The sequence below is a fragment of the Kitasatospora sp. NPDC089797 genome (genome assembly GCF_040684795.1).
Classification (GTDB): domain Bacteria; phylum Actinomycetota; class Actinomycetes; order Streptomycetales; family Streptomycetaceae; genus Kitasatospora.
The window spans coordinates 92,907-111,214 of record NZ_JBFBGS010000026.1 but is presented as its reverse complement, the minus strand read 5'-3'; the positions used below and the strand labels follow the sequence as shown (position 1 = coordinate 111,214).

General features: G+C 73.4%; 17 protein-coding genes. 15 read left to right on the top strand and 2 right to left on the bottom strand.

Annotation, left to right across the window (positions count from 1 at the left end; translation table 11 throughout):
• The first annotated feature begins 104 nt into the window (after nucleotides 1–104).
• The 8 genes from AB0O91_RS22190 (at nucleotide 105) to mutM (ending at nucleotide 5,990) form a co-directional block, all read left to right on the top strand.
• The gene (locus AB0O91_RS22190; protein ID WP_363435810.1) at nucleotides 105–638 is read left to right on the top strand and encodes a hypothetical protein; all 534 of its coding nucleotides are present in this window, start codon (nucleotides 105–107) and stop codon (nucleotides 636–638) included.
• Nucleotides 639–761: 123 nt separating this feature from the next.
• Nucleotides 762–1,346: a 16S rRNA (guanine(966)-N(2))-methyltransferase RsmD gene (gene rsmD / locus AB0O91_RS22185; protein ID WP_363435808.1), complete on the top strand. Its 585-nt coding sequence runs from the start codon at nucleotides 762–764 to the stop codon at nucleotides 1,344–1,346.
• Between the two features lie 49 nt (nucleotides 1,347–1,395).
• Nucleotides 1,396–1,887 (top strand): pantetheine-phosphate adenylyltransferase, encoded by a 492-nt coding sequence (gene coaD / locus AB0O91_RS22180; RefSeq protein WP_363435806.1) that lies wholly within the window; start codon nucleotides 1,396–1,398, stop codon nucleotides 1,885–1,887.
• A 182-nt stretch (nucleotides 1,888–2,069) separates the two neighbouring features.
• A complete protein-coding gene (locus AB0O91_RS22175) occupies nucleotides 2,070–3,257 on the top strand; it encodes an ATP synthase F0 subunit B (protein ID WP_363435804.1) in 1,188 nt (395 codons plus the stop codon).
• Between the two features lie 173 nt (nucleotides 3,258–3,430).
• Nucleotides 3,431–4,075 (top strand): DUF177 domain-containing protein, encoded by a 645-nt coding sequence (locus tag AB0O91_RS22170; protein ID WP_363435802.1) that lies wholly within the window; start codon nucleotides 3,431–3,433, stop codon nucleotides 4,073–4,075.
• Between the two features lie 2 nt (nucleotides 4,076–4,077).
• On the top strand, nucleotides 4,078–4,251 hold the full coding sequence (gene rpmF / locus AB0O91_RS22165; RefSeq protein WP_030056747.1) for a 50S ribosomal protein L32: 174 nt from the start codon (nucleotides 4,078–4,080) through the stop codon (nucleotides 4,249–4,251).
• A 20-nt stretch (nucleotides 4,252–4,271) separates the two neighbouring features.
• Complete coding sequence (rnc, locus tag AB0O91_RS22160; RefSeq protein ID WP_360233106.1) at nucleotides 4,272–5,060, top strand: ribonuclease III; 789 nt, start codon at nucleotides 4,272–4,274, stop codon at nucleotides 5,058–5,060.
• A gap of 54 nt (nucleotides 5,061–5,114) precedes the next feature.
• Nucleotides 5,115–5,990, top strand: a complete 876-nt coding sequence (gene mutM / locus AB0O91_RS22155; RefSeq protein ID WP_363435800.1) for a bifunctional DNA-formamidopyrimidine glycosylase/DNA-(apurinic or apyrimidinic site) lyase — start codon at nucleotides 5,115–5,117, stop codon at nucleotides 5,988–5,990.
• 16 nt (nucleotides 5,991–6,006) lie between these two features.
• Here mutM and AB0O91_RS22150 read toward each other — a convergent pair whose 3' ends face one another.
• Nucleotides 6,007–6,927 (bottom strand): hypothetical protein, encoded by a 921-nt coding sequence (locus AB0O91_RS22150; protein ID WP_363435798.1) that lies wholly within the window; start codon nucleotides 6,925–6,927, stop codon nucleotides 6,007–6,009.
• A 335-nt stretch (nucleotides 6,928–7,262) separates the two neighbouring features.
• Between AB0O91_RS22150 and AB0O91_RS22145 the strand changes: the two genes are divergently transcribed.
• The 6 genes from AB0O91_RS22145 (at nucleotide 7,263) to ftsY (ending at nucleotide 15,200) form a co-directional block, all read left to right on the top strand.
• Nucleotides 7,263–8,609, top strand: coding sequence for a hypothetical protein (locus AB0O91_RS22145; RefSeq protein ID WP_363435796.1), 1,347 nt, complete (start codon nucleotides 7,263–7,265; stop codon nucleotides 8,607–8,609).
• Nucleotides 8,610–8,739: 130 nt separating this feature from the next.
• Nucleotides 8,740–9,240, top strand: a complete 501-nt coding sequence (locus AB0O91_RS22140) for a helix-turn-helix domain-containing protein (protein ID WP_363435795.1) — start codon at nucleotides 8,740–8,742, stop codon at nucleotides 9,238–9,240.
• A 29-nt stretch (nucleotides 9,241–9,269) separates the two neighbouring features.
• Nucleotides 9,270–9,569: an acylphosphatase gene (locus AB0O91_RS22135; protein WP_363435793.1), complete on the top strand. Its 300-nt coding sequence runs from the start codon at nucleotides 9,270–9,272 to the stop codon at nucleotides 9,567–9,569.
• A gap of 411 nt (nucleotides 9,570–9,980) precedes the next feature.
• Nucleotides 9,981–10,184: a hypothetical protein gene (locus AB0O91_RS22130; RefSeq protein ID WP_045702518.1), complete on the top strand. Its 204-nt coding sequence runs from the start codon at nucleotides 9,981–9,983 to the stop codon at nucleotides 10,182–10,184.
• Nucleotides 10,185–10,338: 154 nt separating this feature from the next.
• A complete protein-coding gene (smc, locus tag AB0O91_RS22125; protein WP_363435791.1) occupies nucleotides 10,339–13,941 on the top strand; it encodes a chromosome segregation protein SMC in 3,603 nt (1,200 codons plus the stop codon).
• Nucleotides 13,942–13,988: 47 nt separating this feature from the next.
• Nucleotides 13,989–15,200, top strand: a complete 1,212-nt coding sequence (gene ftsY, locus AB0O91_RS22120; RefSeq protein ID WP_363435789.1) for a signal recognition particle-docking protein FtsY — start codon at nucleotides 13,989–13,991, stop codon at nucleotides 15,198–15,200.
• Between the two features lie 118 nt (nucleotides 15,201–15,318).
• Here the strand turns inward: ftsY and AB0O91_RS22115 are convergent, their stop codons facing one another.
• The gene (locus tag AB0O91_RS22115) at nucleotides 15,319–15,996 is read right to left on the bottom strand and encodes a bifunctional DNA primase/polymerase (protein ID WP_363435787.1); all 678 of its coding nucleotides are present in this window, start codon (nucleotides 15,994–15,996) and stop codon (nucleotides 15,319–15,321) included.
• A gap of 623 nt (nucleotides 15,997–16,619) precedes the next feature.
• On the opposite strand from AB0O91_RS22115, the gene AB0O91_RS22110 reads away from it, so the two are divergent.
• Nucleotides 16,620–18,074: a hypothetical protein gene (locus AB0O91_RS22110; RefSeq protein WP_363435785.1), complete on the top strand. Its 1,455-nt coding sequence runs from the start codon at nucleotides 16,620–16,622 to the stop codon at nucleotides 18,072–18,074.
• Nucleotides 18,075–18,308 lie beyond the last annotated feature (234 nt).

Here is an 18,308-nt window from a genome sequence, read left to right as displayed (position 1 = left end):
CGAGCCCCCGGACGGCCCGGATTGTCAGACCCCCGCGAGAGAATGGAGTTGTTCAGGGCGCACCCCCAAGGTGCGTACCTGGCACGACACTTGGGGGTCCTGCCATGGCATTCCGTCATCTCAACGAGCTCCCGCTGGGCGACAAGGTCTTCCGGATCGAACTCGCCAGCGACGACGACCGAGAGGTCACCCTCACCCTCACCGGCTGGCGCGAGGGGGCGGCCGCCACGCCGCTCGCCTCGGGCCGGCTCCGGCTGCCGGTCGAGGACGTCGCCTCGCTGCGGATCGCGCTCAACCGCGCGCTGCGGGCGCTGGCGATCGTCGCCGACGTGGCCGAGCCCATCCCCGACCGCGACGTGCTGCGCGAGCTGTACCCCGGCCACGGCGCCCCCTGGGTGCCGCAGCACGAGGAGGAGCTGGTCCGGCGCTTCCACGACGGCGAGACCGTCGCCCGGATCGCCGCCCGCTTCGGCCGCACGCCCGACTCCGTCCGGACCAAGCTGCGCGAGCTCGGGCACGACCCGCGCCGCCCCGAGTTCTGCCCGCCCGACGGCTGCCTGTCCTGGTCCCGCTACGCCTCGCCGGCGCTGCTCGGCGCGGCCGTGCCGAGCCAGGGCGCGGGCTCCGAGGCCAGCTGACCGTCCGGGGGTGCGGGTGCGGCCCGGCGGGAGCGTTCCGCCGGGCCGCACCCGCTCGGCGTGGGCCCGACGGGGAGATCGGGATAGCGTGGTCGGGCAGCGACGAAAGGACCTTCCACCACCATGACCCGCGTGATCGCCGGGTCGGCCGGCGGCCGCCGGCTGGCCGTACCGCCCGGCCGGGGCACCCGTCCGACCTCCGACAAGGCCCGTGAGGCGATGTTCTCCACCCTGGAGGCGTTCCGCGGCACCCTGCACGGGGCCCGGATGCTGGACCTCTTCGGCGGATCGGGCGCGGTCGGCCTGGAGGCGCTGTCGCGCGGCGCCGAGCACGTCCTGCTGGTCGAGGCGGACGCCCAGGCGGCCCGGGTGATCCGGGAGAACGTCCGGACGATCGGCCTGCCGGGTGCCGAGGTGCGGGCCGCCAAGGCGGAGAAGGTGATCGCCGGGCCGCCGCCGTCGGCCCCGTACGACCTGGTCTTCCTGGATCCGCCGTACGCGGTGACGGACGACGAGCTGCGCGAGATGCTGATCACACTGTCGGCTGGGGGCTGGCTCGCGGAGGACGCACTCGTCACCGTGGAGCGCAGCACCCGTGGCGGCGAGTTCGGCTGGCCCGAGGGCTTCGAGGTACTGCGCTCCCGCCGGTACGGCGAGGGCACCCTCTGGTACGGTCGCGCCGCCGCCGGGGCCAGCGATCAGGAGTAGCGGGCCGCGGCCCGCAGCAGCCGTCACCCCACGAGGGAGCACACACGCCATGCGCCGAGCCGTCTGCCCCGGTTCGTTCGACCCGATCACCAACGGTCACCTCGACATCATCGAGCGGGCCTCGAAGCTGTACGACGTGGTGCATGTCGCGGTCCTGATCAACCGGAACAAGCAGGGCATGTTCACCGTCGAGGAGCGGATCGGCCTGATCGAGGAGGTCACCGCCCCGCTCGGGAACGTGGTCGTCGAGTCGCACCACGGCCTGTTGGTGGACTACTGCCGGGAGCGCGGCATCCCCGCGATCATCAAGGGCCTGCGCGCGGTCAGCGACTTCGACTACGAGCTGCAGATGGCCCAGATGAACCACGGCCTGAGCGGCGTGGAGACGCTGTTCGTGCCGACCTCGCCGACCTACAGCTTCCTCTCCTCGACGCTGGTCAAGGAGGTCGCCTCGTACGGCGGCGACGTCTCGCACCTGCTGCCGGAGACGGTGCACGGCCGCCTGGTGGAGCGGATCGCGGAGCGCCGGGCCGCCCAGTAGCGGCAACGGTTTCCTGCCGGTTCGTCACGGCTTGTCCGAGGCGGGGGAGACGGGTTCGGCTCGGGCGTTGTGAGGTCGCCGCACGGGGGCCGTACAGTCTGTACTCCTGCCCTGCGGTGAGGTCCACCGCGCCGGGCCTGCCTCCGCCGGACCGTCGGCGGCACACGGAAAGACGAAGCCCCGTGGACGTGCAGAACAAGGTCGACGAGATCGTGGCGGCGGTCGAGAACGCCCGCTCGATGCCGATGTCGGCCTCCTGCGTGGTGAACCGGGCCGAGCTGATCGGCCTGCTCAACGACCTCAAGGCGGCCCTGCCCGCCGAACTCGCCCAGGCCCAGTCGGTGATGGCCGACCACGAGCAGGTGGTGGCCGGTGCCCAGGCCGAGGCGGACCGGATCATCCAGGGTGCGCACGCCGAGCGCGGTTCGCTGATCTCCGACACCGAGGTGGTCCGCCGGGCCCAGTCCGAGGCCGACCGGCTGCTCGCGGAGGCCCGTGTCGACGTCGACACCCAGCGCGCCGAGGCCGACGACTACGTGGACAGCAAGCTCGCCAACTTCGAGGTGGTGCTGACCAAGACGCTCGGCGCGGTCGGCCGCGGCCGGACCAAGCTGCGCGGCGACGCGGGCGGCTTCGAGGCCGAGGGCGAGACCGACGGCGAGGAGTTCCAGCCGCAGCGGCTCAGCCCGAGCCCCGAGGTCGACGAGTACGTCGACGTGAAGCTCGCCACCCTGGAGAACGTGCTCAGCGCGACCCTGGAGGCGGTCGGCAAGGGCCGCGACAAGCTGCTCGGCAAGCGGCCGATCGATGACTTGGGGGCCTACCTCGCCGCGGCCGACGAGGCCCAGCAGGCCAAGGAGCGCGCCGAGGCGGTGGCCGCCGGCTTCGCCGAGGACGCCGACGGCGCCGACATCGCCTGGTACCGCGAGGACGTCCCGCAGCAGCAGACCTGGCCCGAGCAGACCCCGGCCGCGGCCGGCTGGCAGGCGCCCGGCGCCGACCAGTACGCGGCCGCCCAGCACCAGCACCAGGAGCAGCACCAGGCCGGGCAGTACGCCGAGGTGTACGGCGGCGGCTTCGACCCGGCCGTCCAGGGCGACCCGTACCAGGCCCAGTGGGGCCAGCAGCAGGGCGGCTACCCGCAGCAGCAGCCCTACCAGGAGCAGCAGCACCAGGGCCAGCAGCAGGGCGCCTACGGCTACCCGCAGCAGCAGGACGGCTACGCGGCCCAGCCGTACGACGCCTACGGCTACCCGCAGCAGCCCGCCCTGCCCCCGGCCGTTCCGCAGCAGCAGAACCTGGACGAGACCAGCTTCTTCGACACCAGCATGATCGACATGACCCGGCTGCGGGAGCTCGGCGGCCGCTGAGCGCCGCCCGCCGGGGCGGTGCGGGAGTCTCCTGACGGGGCCGAAGTTGGGCCTGGCGGGAGACTCCGGTAGTCTGACCACTCCGGCATCCCCATGTCCGGCCGTCGGCTTGCCCTCGCAACGCCGGCTCGGACGGGGGAACCAGCGTTGATTCCTATGGAAGTCAGGACACCTTGAACCGCCTCGACCACCGCGACCCCCTCGTGTTCGACACGCACGAGCTCGGTCGGCGTCCGGGCGCGATGCGCAAGGTGAGCCGGACCCTGGAGGCCCCCGAGGGCTTCGGGATCATCGACGTGATCGGCGTCCCGGAGAAGAGCCCGATCGAGCTGGAGCTCCGCCTGGAGTCCGTGGTCGAGGGCGTGCTGGTCACCGGCACCGCCGACGCCCGCGTCGAGGGCGAGTGCGTCCGGTGCCTGGAGCCCGTCGACTTCGACATCGACGTGGACTTCCAGGAGCTGTACTACTACCCGGAGTCCGACGAGCGTCACCGCGCCCGGACCACCGGCGCCGAGGACCTCGACGAGGACTCGGAAGAAGAGACTTACCGTCTGGAGGGCGACTTCTTCGACCTCCAGCCGGTGCTGCGTGATGCGGTGGTGCTCGCACTGCCGTTGCAGCCGGTGTGCCAGGAAGACTGCCTGGGCCTGTGCTCCGAGTGCGGAGCGCGCCTGAGCGACGACCCGGCGCACCACCACGACGCCGCCGACCCCCGGTGGGCGGCTCTGCAGGGACTCTCCGCCACCCCCGGCGACGAGGGTGACGGGATCAAGAACAGCGACACCCGTGAGGGTCTCGCCGAGAACCAGGAGAAGTAGCCGTGGCTGTTCCGAAGCGGAAGATGTCGCGCAGCAACACGCGCCACCGCCGGTCCAACTGGAAGGCCGTTGTTCCGGCCCTCGTGGCGTGCGACCGCTGCCACGAGCCGAAGCTGGGCCACATCGCGTGCCCGAGCTGCGGCACGTACAACCGTCGCCAGGTCCTCTCGGTCTGATCGGCGGGGTGCACGGATCGATGTCGGACGGTAACTCCACCCGCAAGGCGTCCTCTGCCTCGAAGGGTTCTTCGGGCAGCGGCAAGGCCGGCGGGCCGGCTTCGACCGAATACGACGTCCTGGAAGGGCGCCTCGGGTACACGCTTGAGCGCGCCCTTCTGGTACGTGCCCTGACCCACCGCTCGTACGCGTACGAGAACGGTGGCCTGCCCACCAACGAGCGCCTGGAGTTCCTCGGCGACTCGGTGCTGGGCCTCGTGGTGACCGACACCCTCTACCGCGTCCACCCGGACGTCCCGGAGGGCACGCTCGCCAAGCTGCGCGCCGCGGTGGTCAACTCCCGCGCGCTCGCGGACGTCGGCCGCGGCCTGGAGCTCGGCACGTTCATCCGGCTCGGCAAGGGCGAGGAGGGCACCGGCGGCCGCGACAAGTCGTCGATCCTCGCGGACACCGTCGAGGCCGTGATCGGGGCCGTCTACCTGGACCGCGGTCTGGAGGCGGCGACCGAGTTCGTCCACCGGCTGTTCGACCCGCTGATCGAGGAGTCCTCTCAGCTGGGCGCCGGCCTGGACTGGAAGACCAGCCTGCAGGAGCTCACCGCCTCGGTGGGCATCGGCGTGCCCGAGTACGTGGTCATGGAGTCCGGTCCGGACCACGAGAAGACCTTCACCGCGGCGGCCCGGGTGGCCGGCGAGGACTTCGGCAGCGGCGTCGGCCGCTCGAAGAAGGAAGCCGAGCAGAAGGCCGCCGAGAGCGCCTGGCGCGCGATCAAGGAGAAGTACGCCGACCGGCTGCCCGCCGGCGCGTGATCCCGAAGTAGCCTGTCCTCCTGCCGATCCCTTCACGCAGGAGGCCTGTTTCCCGTGCCCGAACTCCCCGAGGTCGAGGTCGTCCGCCGCGGACTGGCCAACTGGGTCGCCGGGCGGACCGTCGCCGACGTCCAGGTGCTGCACCCGCGCGCGGTGCGCCGCCAGCCGGCCGGCGCGGCCGACTTCGCGGCCCGGCTGACCGGCACGACCCTGGGCGCCGCGCAGCGCCGCGGCAAGTACCTCTGGGTGCCGCTGGGCGGCACCGGGGCGGGTTTCTCGTTGATCGGCCACCTCGGGATGAGCGGCCAACTCCTCGTCCAGGACCCCTCGGTGCCGGACGAGACGCATCTGCGGGTCCGGCTGCGCTTCGAGGACGGCGGGCGCGAACTGCGCTTCGTCGACCAGCGGACCTTCGGCGGGCTGGCCGTCGAGGAGGCCGAGGAGGGCGACCCGGAGGGCACCCCGGTCTCCATCGCGCACATCGCCCGCGACCCGCTCGACCCGCGCTTCGACGACCTGGCCTTCGCCGCCGCGCTGCGGGCCAAGCGCACCACGGTCAAGCGCGCACTGCTCGACCAGACCCTGATCAGCGGCGTCGGCAACATCTACGCCGACGAGGCGTTGTGGCGCTCCAAGCTGCACTACGACCGCCCGACCGCGACCCTCACCCGCCCGCAGGCCGCGCTGCTGCTGGCCAACGCCCGGGACGTGATGACCGCGGCGCTGGCCGTGGGCGGCACCAGCTTCGACAGCCTGTACGTCAACGTGAACGGTGAGAGCGGCTACTTCTCCCGGGACCTCGACGCCTACGGCCGCGAGCACGAGCCCTGCCGCCGCTGCGGCACCGCGATCCGGCGGGCCGCCTGGATGAACCGGTCCAGCTACTTCTGCCCCCGCTGCCAGCGGGTGCCGCGGCACAGCGGGGGCTGAAGCGGCCGGACCGCGGCTACTTGTGGGCGAGTTCGGGGTGGTCGGTGGAGGCGTCGCCCAGGGCGCCGTGGTCCCCCTGGCCGAAGTAGGCCACGCCGACCGCGGAGACCACCGCGAGCAGGAAGCCGGCCACGCCGAGCCAGCCGAGGCCGGCCTTGGTGGAGTCGCCGAGCCAGAGCACGCCGACCGCGCCGGGCAGCACCGTCTCGCCGACCACCAGGGCGGCGGTGGCGCCGTTCACCGAGCCGATCTGCAGGGCCACGGTGTGCACGTACATCCCGCCGAGGCCGCCGACCAGCACCGCGTACAGGGCCGGGTCGGAGACCAGTCGGACCAGGTCGAAGGGCTCCACGCCGTTCAGGATGCGCACGCCGACGCCCAGGGCGCCGAAGCCCAGGCCGGAGAGCAGGCCGGCGACGATCGCGCCCTTGGAGCCCATCCGGCGCACCAGCAGGCTGCCGCCGGCCAGCAGCACGGTGGTGACGATCAGCAGCCCCCAGTGGAAGGCCATCGACGCGTGGTGGCCGCCCTCGGGCCCGGCCGAGACGGCCAGCAGCACGAGCGCCGAGCAGAGCACGCCGATCGAGGCCCACTCCAACTGCTTGAGCCGGATGCCCAGCAGCTTGATGCTCAGCACCGCGGTGATCACCAGGTTGGCGCTGATGATGGTCTGGGAGAGGAACAGCGGCAGCAGCCGCGCGGCCAGCGCGCCGAGCCCGAAGCCGATCAGGTCGAGCACCGTGCCGGTGATGAACTCCCAGGTGACGGCGGCCTTCGCGGTGGAGGACAGGCTCGGCCCGCCGTGCTCGGTGGTCGAGGTGGTGGCGCCCTTGGCGGCCTCCTCCCGGGCCGAGCGGCGGGATCCGACGGCCTGCAGGACCGAGCCGGTGCCGTAGCAGGCGGATGCCGCCACGGCCGTGACGAGGCCGATGATCACCGAGCGCTCCGATCGGGAGTTGGGTCGAGTAACGGGAGTTGGGTCAAGAAAAGGCAATGGGACCGACGGTCCGGGAACAGTCTGCCCGTTGGCGCGGTACGGTCGGGACACCCCCTCGGGCCGCCCCGGATCCGTCTCCGCACCGCTCCGGGCCCGCCGGGACGTACGTTCGGCCGCCTCACGTGGTTCCCCGGTCCCACCCGTCTCAGGGTCGACTCGGGGAAATGTCATCCGCGAGAAGGGGAGCGGCCCCGGCGGACGGCGGGGAATTTTGTCATAACCAGTATGCGAAGGGTATGCCGTGCTCCGGCGCTGGTCACGGTAGCGTCAAGGGCATGAGAACCCTTGCACGACGTTCCCGGGGCACCGGGCCGCTTGCCCTGGTGGCGACGCTGCTCGGGCTGCTGATGCTGTTCGCGCCCGCGGCCTCGGCCGCCGGCGGGCTGAGCGACGCCGCGGCCACCCTGAAGAAGGGGCAGGTCTACGTCGCCCCGACCATGCAGGACCGCTTCAGCCAGGCCCAGGCGGACGCGCTGACCAAGAAGATCGAGAAGGCCGACAAGCCGATCTTCGTCGCGGTCGTCCCCGAATCCGCCAACAAGGCCACCATCGGCACCGACCTGCGCACCCTGGTCGGCATCGACGGCGTCTACGCCATCTGGCACGGGAACGACGACTTCCTGGCCTACTCCGACCGCGGCGCGATGAGCGCCGGCGCTGCGGGCCGGATCGCGGGTGCCGTCCACCGCGCCGACAAGGGCGACATCAACGCCACCCTGAACGACTTCGTCGACCAGGCCGCCCCGCAGACCAAGGGCAGCGGGGTCAACCACAGCACCTCGATCGCCTGGGTGATCATCCCCGTCCTGCTGGTGGCGCTGGCCGGCGCCGGCGTCTTCTTCCTCTTCCGCCGGGCCAAGCAGCGCAAGGAGGCGCAGGCCCGGGCCGAGCTGGAGCAGCTGCGCCGCGTGGTGGACGAGGACATCACCGCCTTCGGCGTCGAGCTGGAGCGGCTCGACTTCAGCCCGAGCGCGCCGGACGCCGACGACGCCCAGCGCACCGACTACAGCCACGCCCTGGACTCGTACGAGAAGTCCAAGCGGCTGATGAGCGAGGCCAGGAAGCCCGAGGACGTCACGCAGGTCACCGAGGCGATCGAGGACGGACGGTTCCAGCTGGCCACCCTCGCGGCCCGGCGCGCCAAGCGTCCGCTGCCCGAGCGGCGCCCCCCGTGTTTCATGGACCCGCGGCACGGCCCGTCCGTCAAGGACGTCGACTGGGCCCCGGCCGGCGGCTCCGCCCGCGCCGTCCCGGTCTGCCAGGCCGACGCGGACCGGGTGGCGGCGGGCCTCGACCCGGCGGTGCGCACCGTCGACACCGAGCACGGCCCGCAGCCGTACTGGAACGCCGGCCCGGCGTACGCGCCGTACGCGGGCGGGTACTACGGCGGCTTCGGTGGCGGCAGCCTGCTGGGCGGCCTGCTGGTCGGCACCATGCTCGGTTCGATGATGAGCAGCCCGGCCTACGCCGCGGCGCCGATGATGGAGGGCGGCCACGGCGGCTACCAGGACCAGTACGAGGGCGGCGACTTCACCGGGGCCGACTTCAACGCCTCCGACTTCAGCGGTGGCGACTGGGGCGGCGGCGGTGGCGACTTCGGCGGTGGCGGCGGGGACTGGTGACCCGCTGACCCGCTGATCCTTCCGCGACCCCGACGGCCCCGCCGGTTCCGACCGGCGGGGCCGTCGGCGTTCCCGTCGGCCGTGCCCGGTGCGGGTTTGAGAAGGCAACCCGGTGTGGCAGGCTGACGCTGTGACCTCCGACACCCCGCCCCGCGCCCCGGCCGCCGTGCCCGGCCGCCCCTGTTCGATGGCCGCGGCGCTCCAGGTGGTGGGGGAGAAGTGGGCCCTGCTCGCGGTCCGCGAACTGTTCTACGGCAACCACCGCTTCGACCGGATCGCCCGCAACACCGGCGCCCCGCGCGACCGGCTGACCGCACGGCTGCGGGCACTGGAGGAGGCCGGGGTGGTCGAGCGCCGCCCGTACAGCGAGCGGCCGCCGCGCTACGAGTACCACCTCACCGAGGCCGGCCGGGACCTCGCCCCGCTCGCCCACGCGCTGCGCACCTGGGGCGACCGCTGGCTGCTGCCGGACTCCCCGGTGACCTTCGCCCACGCTCCCGAGGACCACCCGTCGCACGCCTTCGACCCGGCCTGGGTCTGTCGCACCTGCGGCCGGGAGGCCCGCCGCGGCGAGCTGCACGCCGAGGTGCACGACCCGGGCTGGACGGTCGAGGGCCCGGTGGAGCTGTGAGCGGCGGCCGCGCCGGTTAGGGTCGGGGCATGCACGGTCGCGACGCCCACAGTGAGGAACCGGTCCGGGTGACCGCCTGGGTCCGGGGGAAGGTCCAGGAGGTCGGGTTCCGCTGGTGGACCAGGGCACGGGCGCTGGAGATCGGCCTGACCGGCTACGCCGGCAACCTGGGCGACGGCCGGGTGCAGGTGGTGGCCGAGGGCCTGGCCGCCGACTGCGAGCTGCTGCTGGAACTGCTGCGCGGGCCCGACACGCCCGGCGCGGTGACCGGGGTGACCGAGATCTGGACCGCCGTCGGCGCAGGTTACGAGGGTTTCGAGATCCGCTGAGCCCGGCTCCCCGGGGCGACGCCGCCCGGCCCCGGAAATGATCGGCAAGCGGCGGTGTCATACGGTTGCCATTCGGGCAGACTCGTGGTTGACTCCGCATCGAACGATGATCCACGAGCAGGTGGTGGACCCGGGCCCGAGACCCCCCAGGCGTGACGACACCGCCGGGCAGGTGACAGGGGCGCGGTAGCGTGCGGTGATCGTGTTGACCCGTACCGTCTTTGGTGAGACGCTTGAAGCCCGCGCACACGATCGCGTTTCCCGGCAGGCGCATGCCCTCGTGAGCCCAGCTCACGGTGGTTGTGCCGTAGTGCTCAGCCAGCACTTCGGGTGCGCGCCGCGCGTGCGTCCCCCTTCCCCCTAGACCTGTACCGTTCCGGTTCGGTCACTCAGCGTGGAGGACCATTCATCATGGCAAAGGCGCTTCTCGGGTACGTCGGCGGCCCCGACCCGCGAATGCTCTCCGAGATGCGACGGCTTCAGCAGCGCGTCCAGGACCTTGAAGCCGAGCTCCTTCGGATGCAGGCTGAGAACGACGCGCTCACCGCTGTCGCTGACGAGCACTCGCTGCTCAACAGCATCGATCTGGATCAGCGGGAGCCGGCTCTCACCTGAGCCCCCCGGTCCTCACAGATCGACGCCGCTGTGCACTGAGCCGCCCCGAAAGGGACGCAGCTTTGCAAGGGACGCCCTGATGTGGCGTCCCTTCGTCGTGTCGGACTCCGGATACAGTCGGTTCCCGTCGTGAGCGAATGAGGGGACCGGCCGCGTGCACCTGAAGAGCCTGACGCTGCGCGGGTTCAAGTCCTTCGCCTCCAGCACCACCCTGCGCTTCGAGCCGGGGATCACCTGTGTGGTCGGCCCGAACGGCTCCGGCAAGTCCAACGTGGTGGACGCGCTGTCCTGGGTGATGGGCGAGCAGGGTGCCAAGACGCTGCGCGGCGGCAAGATGGAGGACGTCATCTTCGCCGGGACCAGCGGGCGCGCCCCGCTGGGCCGGGCCGAGGTCAGCCTCACCATCGACAACACCGACGGCGCCCTGCCGATCGACTACGCCGAGGTGACGATCACCCGGACCATGTTCCGCAACGGCGGCAGCGAGTACGCCCTGAACGGCGAGACCTGCCGGCTGCTGGACATCCAGGAGCTGCTCTCCGACTCCGGCATCGGCCGGGAGATGCACGTCATCGTCGGACAGGGGCAGCTCGACTCCGTCCTGCACGCCGACCCGATGGGCCGGCGTGCCTTCATCGAGGAGGCGGCCGGCGTCCTCAAGCACCGCAAGCGCAAGGAGAAGGCGCTGCGGAAGCTGGACGCGATGCAGGTCAACCTCAACCGGGTCCAGGACCTGGTCGCCGAACTGCGCCGCCAGCTCGGACCGCTCGGCCGGCAGGCCCGGGTCGCCCGTCGCGCCGCCGGCATCCAGGCCGACCTGCGCGACGCCCGGCTGCGGCTGCTCGCCGACGACCTGCTCGCCCTGCGCCGGGCCGTCGAGGCCGAGGTCGCCGACGAACTGGCCCTGCGGCTGCGCCGGACCACCGTCGAACAGGAACTGACCCGCGCGGTGCAGCGCGAGCGGGTCCTGGAGGCGCAGGTCCAGCACCTCGGTCCGGGGCTGGAGGCCGCCCGGCAGACCTGGTACCGGCTCTCCTCGCTCGCCGAGCGCAGCCGCGGCACCATCGGCCTGGCCGAGGCCCGGGCCCGGCACGCCGCCGCCGGGGGCGCGGTCGAGGAACGCCGCGGCCGGGACCCGGAGGAACTGGAGCAGGAGGCCGGGCGGGTCCGCGCGGAGGAGGCCGCCCTCGCCGAGGCGCTGGAGGAGGCCCGGTACGCGCTGGCCGAGGCGGTCGAACACAAGGGCGAGCTGGAGCGCGGGCTGGCGGCCGAGGAGCGTCGGCTGCGGGACGCCGCCCGGGCCATCGCGGACCGCCGGGAGGGCCTGGCCCGGCTCCAGGGGCAGGCCGCCGCCGCCCGCTCCAGGGCCGGCTCGGCGCAGGACGAGACCGGCCGGCTCGCCGCGGCCAGGGACGAGGCGCTGCTGCGGGCCGCGGCCGCGCAGGGCGAACTCGACGAGCTCCAGCGGCAGGTGGACGGCCTGGCCGGGGACGACGAGCTGGCCGAGGCCGGGTACCGGCGGGCCCGCGAGCGGCTGGCCGAGGCCGAGCGGGACCTCGCCGCGGCCCGCGAGACGGCCGCGGCGGCCGAGCGGCAGCGGGCCGGGCTGACCGCCCGGCACGAGGCGCTCTCGCTCGGGCTGCGCCGCAAGGACGGCACCGGCGCACTGCTGGACGCGGGGGAGCGGCTGACCGGGCTGCTGGGCCCGGCGGCCGCACTGCTGCGGGTCGAGACCGGCTACGAGGTGCCGGTGGCCGCGGCGCTCGGTGCGGCCGCCGACGCGGTGGCCGTCGACTCGCCGGGCGCCGCCGTCGGCGCGCTGCGACTGCTGCGGGCCCGGGACGCCGGGCGGGCCGCGCTCCTGGTCGCCGGGGACGCCGAGCTCCCCCCGGCCGGCGGCGGGCTGCCGGACGGTGCCCGGTGGGCCGCCGAACTGGTCGACGGCCCAGTCGAATTGCTCGCCGCGGTGCGGAACCGGCTGGCCGGGGTGGCGGTGGTCGCCGACCTGGACCGGGCGCTGCGGCTGGTCGCCGAACGCCCCGGTCTGTCCGCCGTCACCGTCGAGGGCGACCGGCTGGGCGCCGGCTTCGCCGAGGGCGGCTCCGGCGGTGCTCCCAGCCTGCTGGAGGTCCGGGCCGCGGTGGACCAGGCCGCCCGGGAGATCGGCGAACTCGACCTGCGCTGCGCGGAGTCGGCCGAGCGGCTGGCCGAACTCATCGACCTGCGGCGGGAGTCGGCCGACGAGGTGGAGCAACTCGGCGAGCTGCGGCGGCAGTCGGAGAAGGAGCGGGCCCAGGTGGCGGGGACGCTCGGCCGGCTCGGCGGACAGGCCCGGGCCGCCGCCGGGGAGGCCGGGCGGCTGTCCGAGGCCGTCGCGCGGGCCGACCGGGGCCTCGCCGAACTGCTCGCCGCCGCCGAGGAGTCGGCCGAACGGCTGGCCGCGGCCGAGGCGTCCGCGGAGGCCGGGGAGGACGAGCCGGACGCCACCGAGCAGCAGCGGCTCGCCGGGGCGGCCGTCGCCGCCCGGCAGGCCGAGCTGGAGGCCCGGCTCGCGGTGCGCACCCACGAGGAGCGGGTCCGTGCCCTGGCCGGCCGGGCCGACCAGTTGGACCGGGCCGCCCGGGCCGAACGGGAGGCGCGTGACCGGGCCGCCGAGCGCCGCCGGCGCGCCGCGCACGACGCCCGGGTGGCGAACGCCGTCGCCGCGGGCGCCCGGCAGCTGCTGGCCTGCCTGGAGGTGTCGCTGGCCCGCGCGGACGCCGGGCGCGCGGCCGTCGAACGGGCGCTCGCCGAGCGGGAGAGCGAGCTCCGGGAGCACCGCGAGCAGGGGCGCGCGCTCAAGGAGGAGCTCGACAAGCTGGTCGACGCCGGGCACCGGGACGAGGTGCTGCGGGCCGAGAAGCGGCTGCGGATCGAGCAGTTGGAGGCCCGCGCGCTGGAGGAGTTCGGCATCGACGGGGGCGAACTGCTGGCCTCGTACGGCCCGGACCGGCCGGTCCCGCCGAGCACGCCGGAGGAGGGGGCGGAGCCGGGGGAGCCGTACCCGTACGTCCGGGCCGAGCAGGAGAAGCGGCTGCGGGCCGCGGAGAAGGCGTACCAGCAGCTGGGCAGGGTCAACCCGCTGGCGCTGGAGGAGTTCTCCGCGCTGGAGGAGCGCCACCGCTTCCTCGGTGAGCAACTGGACGACCTCAAGCGCAGTCGGCGCGACCTGCTGGACATCGTCCGGGACGTGGACCGGCGGGTCGAGCAGCTGTTCAGCTCGGCGTACCACGACACCGCCGCCCAGTTCGAGGGCGTCTTCGCCCGGCTCTTCCCGGGGGGCGAGGGGCGGCTGGTGCTGACCGACCCGGACGACATGCTCGCCACCGGGGTCGAGGTGGAGGCCCGGCCGCCGGGCAAGAAGGTCAAGCGGCTGTCGCTGCTCTCCGGCGGCGAGCGCTCGCTGACCGCGGTGGCGCTGCTGGTGGCGATCTTCAAGGCGCGGCCCAGCCCGTTCTACGTGATGGACGAGGTGGAGGCGGCGCTGGACGAGACCAACCTGCGCCGGTTGGTCGGGATCATGGAGGAGCTGCGGGAGAGCTCCCAGCTGATCGTGATCACCCACCAGAAGCTGACCATGGAGTCCGCCGACGCGCTGTACGGGGTGACGATGAAGGGTGACGGGATCTCCCAGGTGATCAGCCAGCGGCTGCGGGGGGCGACGGCGCCCGGCCGCCGGGCCCGGGGGTCGGCAGGCGTCCGTGCGGTGACGGTCTAGGGCGGCTGCGGTCCAGAACGGCTCCGGTCACGGATACTGGAGCGGTTATGGAATACGTGATCCTTGCCGTAGTCATCGCCGTGGTCGCCGTCGGTGCGATCGCGGGCCTCGTCGTTTCCGGCAGACGACGCCAGCAGCTGCCCCCGAAGTCGCAGGCGCCGGTCATCACGGCGCCGAAGACCACCCCGCGGGAGCCCCAGGTCGGCGACGAGTCCGCGCCGCCGACCGAGGAGCCGCGCCGCACCGTCGAGGAGGTGCCGCTCCCCGAGGCCGTCGAGGCCGTCGAGGTCGAGGCCCCCGCAGAGGCCGAGACGGCTCCCGCCATCGAGGTCCCCGAGCCCACCGCCGGCCGACTGGTCCGGCTGCGCTCCCGGCTCTCCCGCTCCCAGAACTCGCTCGGCAAGGGCCTGCTCTCGCTGCTCTCCCGCGAGCACCTGGACGAGGACACCTGGGAGGAGATCGAGGAGACCCTGCTCACCGCGGACGTCGGTGTCGCCCCGACCCAGGAGCTGGTCGAGCGGCTGCGCACCCGGGTGAAGGTGCTCGGCACCCGCACCCCGGACGAGCTGCGCGCCCTGCTGCGCGAGGAGCTGGTCGAGCTGCTCGGCAAGGACGCCGACCGCACCGTCCGCTCCACCAAGCACGAGGAGGGCCCGGCGGTGGTCCTGGTCGTCGGCGTCAACGGCGTCGGCAAGACCACCACCACCGGCAAGCTCGCCCGGGTGCTGGTCGCCGACGGCCGTACGGTGGTGCTCGGCGCGGCCGACACCTTCCGGGCCGCCGCCGCGGACCAGCTGCAGACCTGGGGCGAGCGGGTCGGTGCGCGCACCGTGCGCGGCCCGGAGGGCGGCGACCCGGCGTCGATCGCCTTCGACGCGGTCAAGGAGGGCATCGCCGAGGGCGCGGACACCGTGCTGGTCGACACCGCCGGCCGACTGCACACCAAGACCGGCCTGATGGACGAGCTGGGCAAGGTCAAGCGGGTCGTCGAGAAGCACGGCCCGGTGGACGAGGTGCTGCTGGTGCTGGACGCCACCACCGGCCAGAACGGCCTGATCCAGGCCCGGGTGTTCGCCGAGGTGGTGGACATCACCGGCATCGTGCTGACCAAGCTGGACGGCACCGCCAAGGGCGGCATCGTGGTCGCGGTGCAGCGCGAGCTGGGCGTGCCGGTCAAGCTGATCGGTCTGGGCGAGGGCGCCGACGACCTGGCGCCGTTCGAGCCGGGTGCGTTCGTGGACGCGCTGATCGGGGACTGACCGGGATCCCTCCGTCGCCGAGGGTCCGCCCCTGAGGGGGCGGGCCCTTTCGGCTGTCCGGGCCCGGCAGGGGGGTGTCCGGGGGTGTCCGGCAGTGCGGCCCGTCCGGCCCGTCCGGCTAGGAGGCGATCCAGGCGGGCTCGGCGGTGCGCTCGCGGCTGCGGTGGCAGGCGTAGGCGAGGGTGCCGAGCAGCAGCCGGGCCTCGGGCGGGCACCCGGCGTTGTCGCGGGTGGGGCGGCGCAGCCAGCGGACCGGGCCGAGCTCGCCGAGGACGGTGGGCGGGGCGGCGACGTAGCTGCCCTCGCCGTGGCAGCTCAGGTCGAGCGCGGCGTCGTCCCAGCCCATCCGGTACAGCAGGTCGGGCAGTCGGCGGGCGGTGCCGGCGGCGACCAGGAACTGCAGCCGGCCGGTGGGCGGGGCGAGCACCGGGCCGACCTGGGTGCCCATCCGCTCCAGGCGGACCAGCGCCTGGAGGCCGGCCGGCTCGGGGACGTCCAGGACGTCGAAGGCGCGGCCGGTGGGGAACAGCACCGAGCCCTCGGCGCCGGCGGCCGGGGCCGGGTTCCCGCTGCCGGGCACCGGGTGCAGGCCGGGTGCGGCGCAGCGGTGGGCGCCGCAGGGACAGCGGGTCGGGGCGGGGGTGCCGGTGGCCGGGTCGCCGGTGGCGACCGTCCAGCCCCAGCGGCCGGTGTACTCCGCGACGGCCTGGGACGCGGTGACCTTGGTGCGGCGGCGTGCGCCCAGCGGTGCCAGCCGCAGGTGCCCCAGCCGAAGTTCGCCGAACAGGTTGTCCATGCCTCCCCCAACAGGTTCTCGTTGCCGATGGTTACGGGACGGTGACTGTGTGTTGATTGTCCGTTGCGTGGTGCGTGGTGCGGTGGCGGCGCGCAGCGCTTGGCGTGCGCCAGTTGCGGTGGTGTGCCTCGGGCGCCGCCTTGTGGCAGCGGCGCCGATGCCGGATCGTCGGGTGCGCGGGGCGGTTGCCGTCCCGAGTGGGTGGCGAACTCGCCCGTGGTGGCGGGGGATTGCGGGACTGCCGGGTCTTCCGGGGTTGGCCGGGGGACTTGGCGGCCCGCATATGCCGGACCGTCGCGACTATCCAGTGAAGCGTGCGCCTCCGGGCTTCGGTTCACTCCTGGGGGTGGCGAAAGGTGGCGTTTCGCCAGGGGCGCTCCCACGGGTGCCTCGCGGGGGGCTACGTTCAGCACACGGACGTCGTCCGGGATCCTGCTCCGGGCCGTCGGGGAACGGGAGTTGGGGATCTGACGCACCGTCCGCGACGATGGCACACCAGTACGAGGCGGTACCGCAACACCGCCAGGCACGGCAGGTCTGGCACGGCACGTCTGGCAAGAGCCCGCAACCGTCGGGCGGTCACGATCGGGGCCCCGCAGGGGCCGGGCGGGATGGGGACTCCCATGGCAGAGAAGCAACCCAATGAGAAGCTGACCACGTGGTTCACCCGCAGCGGCTGGTCCAAGGGCGAGCTGGCCCGTCAGGTCAACCGCCGGGCCCGCCAGATCGGTGCCCACCACGTCTCCACCGACACCTCGCGGGTGCGCCGATGGCTCGACGGCGAGCAGCCCCGGGAGCCCATCCCCAAGATCATGTCGGAGCTGTTCTCGGAGCGCTTCGGCTCGGTGGTGTCCATCGAGGACCTCGGCCTGCGCGCCGCGATCCCGGTCTCCACCGTGGGCGGCGGCGTGGACCTGCCGTGGAGCGCCCCGCAGACCGTCCAGCTGATCAGTGACTACTCCCGCAGCGACCTGATGCTCAACCGCCGGGGCTTCCTCGGCACCTCGCTCGCGCTGACCGCCGGCGCCGCGCTGATCGAGCCGATGCAGCGCTGGCTCGCCCCCGGCCCGAGCGGCATCCCCACCCCGATCCTCACCGCGGCCAACGGCGGCGAGGCGTTCACCGGCCGGCTCTCCGAGCCCGAGCTGGAACTGCTGGAGCAGACCACGGTCATGTTCCGCCAGTGGGACGCCCAGAACGGCGGCGGGCTGCGCCGCAAGGCCGTGGTCGGCCAGCTCCACGAGGTCACCGACCTGCTCCAGGAGACGTACAACGAGGACACCACCAAGCGGCTGTTCCGGCTCACCGCCGAACTCGCCCACCTGGCCGGCTGGATGTCCTACGACGTCGGGATGCACCCGAGCGCGCAGAAGTACTACGTGCTGGCCCTGCACGCGGCCAAGGAGGCCGGCGACCGCCCGTTCGGCGCGCTGATCCTCACCGACATGAGCCGCCAGATGATCCACCTCAACCGGGGCGAGGACGCCCTGGAGCTGATCCACCTGGCGCAGTACGGCAGCCGGGACACCGCCACCCCGCGCCAGCAGTCCCTGCTGTACGCGATGGAGGCGCGCGCCTACGCCACCATCGGCGAGGTGAACCGCTGCGCCCGGGCGATCCGGCTCTCCGAGGACACCTTCACCGACATCCGCGACGGCGACGGCGACCCGGACTGGCTGAAGTTCTTCTCGCCGGCCGAGCTGAACGCCGAGAACGCCCACTCCTACCGCGACCTCGCGTACCACTCGGACAACGCGCAGCTGTACGCCTCGCTGTCCGCCCCGGTGATGGAGCGCGCGGTCGACCTGTTCCGCCAGGACGACGACCACGTGCGCTCGTACGCCTTCAACCTGATCGGCATGGCCAGCGTGCACCTGCTGCAGAAGGAGGCCGAGGAGGCGGCGCGCTACGCGGAGCAGGCGGTGGACATCGCGACCAAGGTGCGGTCGGAGCGGCTGAACTCCCGGGTCCGCAAGACCACGGAGGCCGCCGCCGCCCGGTTCCAGGGCGTGGACGCGGTGAGCCGGCTCCAGGAGCGGGTGGTCCAGGACATCCCGGAGTTCGTCTCGGTGGTCTGACCGACCCGCCGCCAGGGCTCCACCGACCGTGACGGCCGCCGCCGTCACGGTCGGTGGCTCTTCCGCCCCGAGCCGTGCGGTGCGGCGGCACGTTAACCCATCCGGCCCACCGGCGGGGCGGTGGTTCACGCGGCCGTAACCCGCGCGTCGCACGCGTCACGGCCGCGAAACAACCGACCGCACTGGCCGAAACCAGTCTTCGGCACTCTCCTCTTCATCGCCGACACCCCGGGT

What these genes read in the sequence shown, in the direction of transcription:
- AB0O91_RS22110 (WP_363435785.1), top strand. Translation starts at nt 16,620, where the DNA reads ATGGCAGAGAAGCAACCCAATGAGAAGCTGACCACGTGGTTCACCCGC.
- ftsY (WP_363435789.1), top strand. Translation starts at nt 13,989, where the DNA reads ATGGAATACGTGATCCTTGCCGTAGTCATCGCCGTGGTCGCCGTCGGT.
- AB0O91_RS22145 (WP_363435796.1), top strand. Translation starts at nt 7,263, where the DNA reads ATGAGAACCCTTGCACGACGTTCCCGGGGCACCGGGCCGCTTGCCCTG.
- AB0O91_RS22190 (WP_363435810.1), top strand. Translation starts at nt 105, where the DNA reads ATGGCATTCCGTCATCTCAACGAGCTCCCGCTGGGCGACAAGGTCTTC.
- rsmD (WP_363435808.1), top strand. Translation starts at nt 762, where the DNA reads ATGACCCGCGTGATCGCCGGGTCGGCCGGCGGCCGCCGGCTGGCCGTA.
- AB0O91_RS22135 (WP_363435793.1), top strand. Translation starts at nt 9,270, where the DNA reads ATGCACGGTCGCGACGCCCACAGTGAGGAACCGGTCCGGGTGACCGCC.
- rnc (WP_360233106.1), top strand. Translation starts at nt 4,272, where the DNA reads ATGTCGGACGGTAACTCCACCCGCAAGGCGTCCTCTGCCTCGAAGGGT.
- AB0O91_RS22130 (WP_045702518.1), top strand. Translation starts at nt 9,981, where the DNA reads ATGGCAAAGGCGCTTCTCGGGTACGTCGGCGGCCCCGACCCGCGAATG.
- coaD (WP_363435806.1), top strand. Translation starts at nt 1,396, where the DNA reads ATGCGCCGAGCCGTCTGCCCCGGTTCGTTCGACCCGATCACCAACGGT.
- AB0O91_RS22115 (WP_363435787.1), bottom strand. Translation starts at nt 15,996, where the DNA reads ATGGACAACCTGTTCGGCGAACTTCGGCTGGGGCACCTGCGGCTGGCA.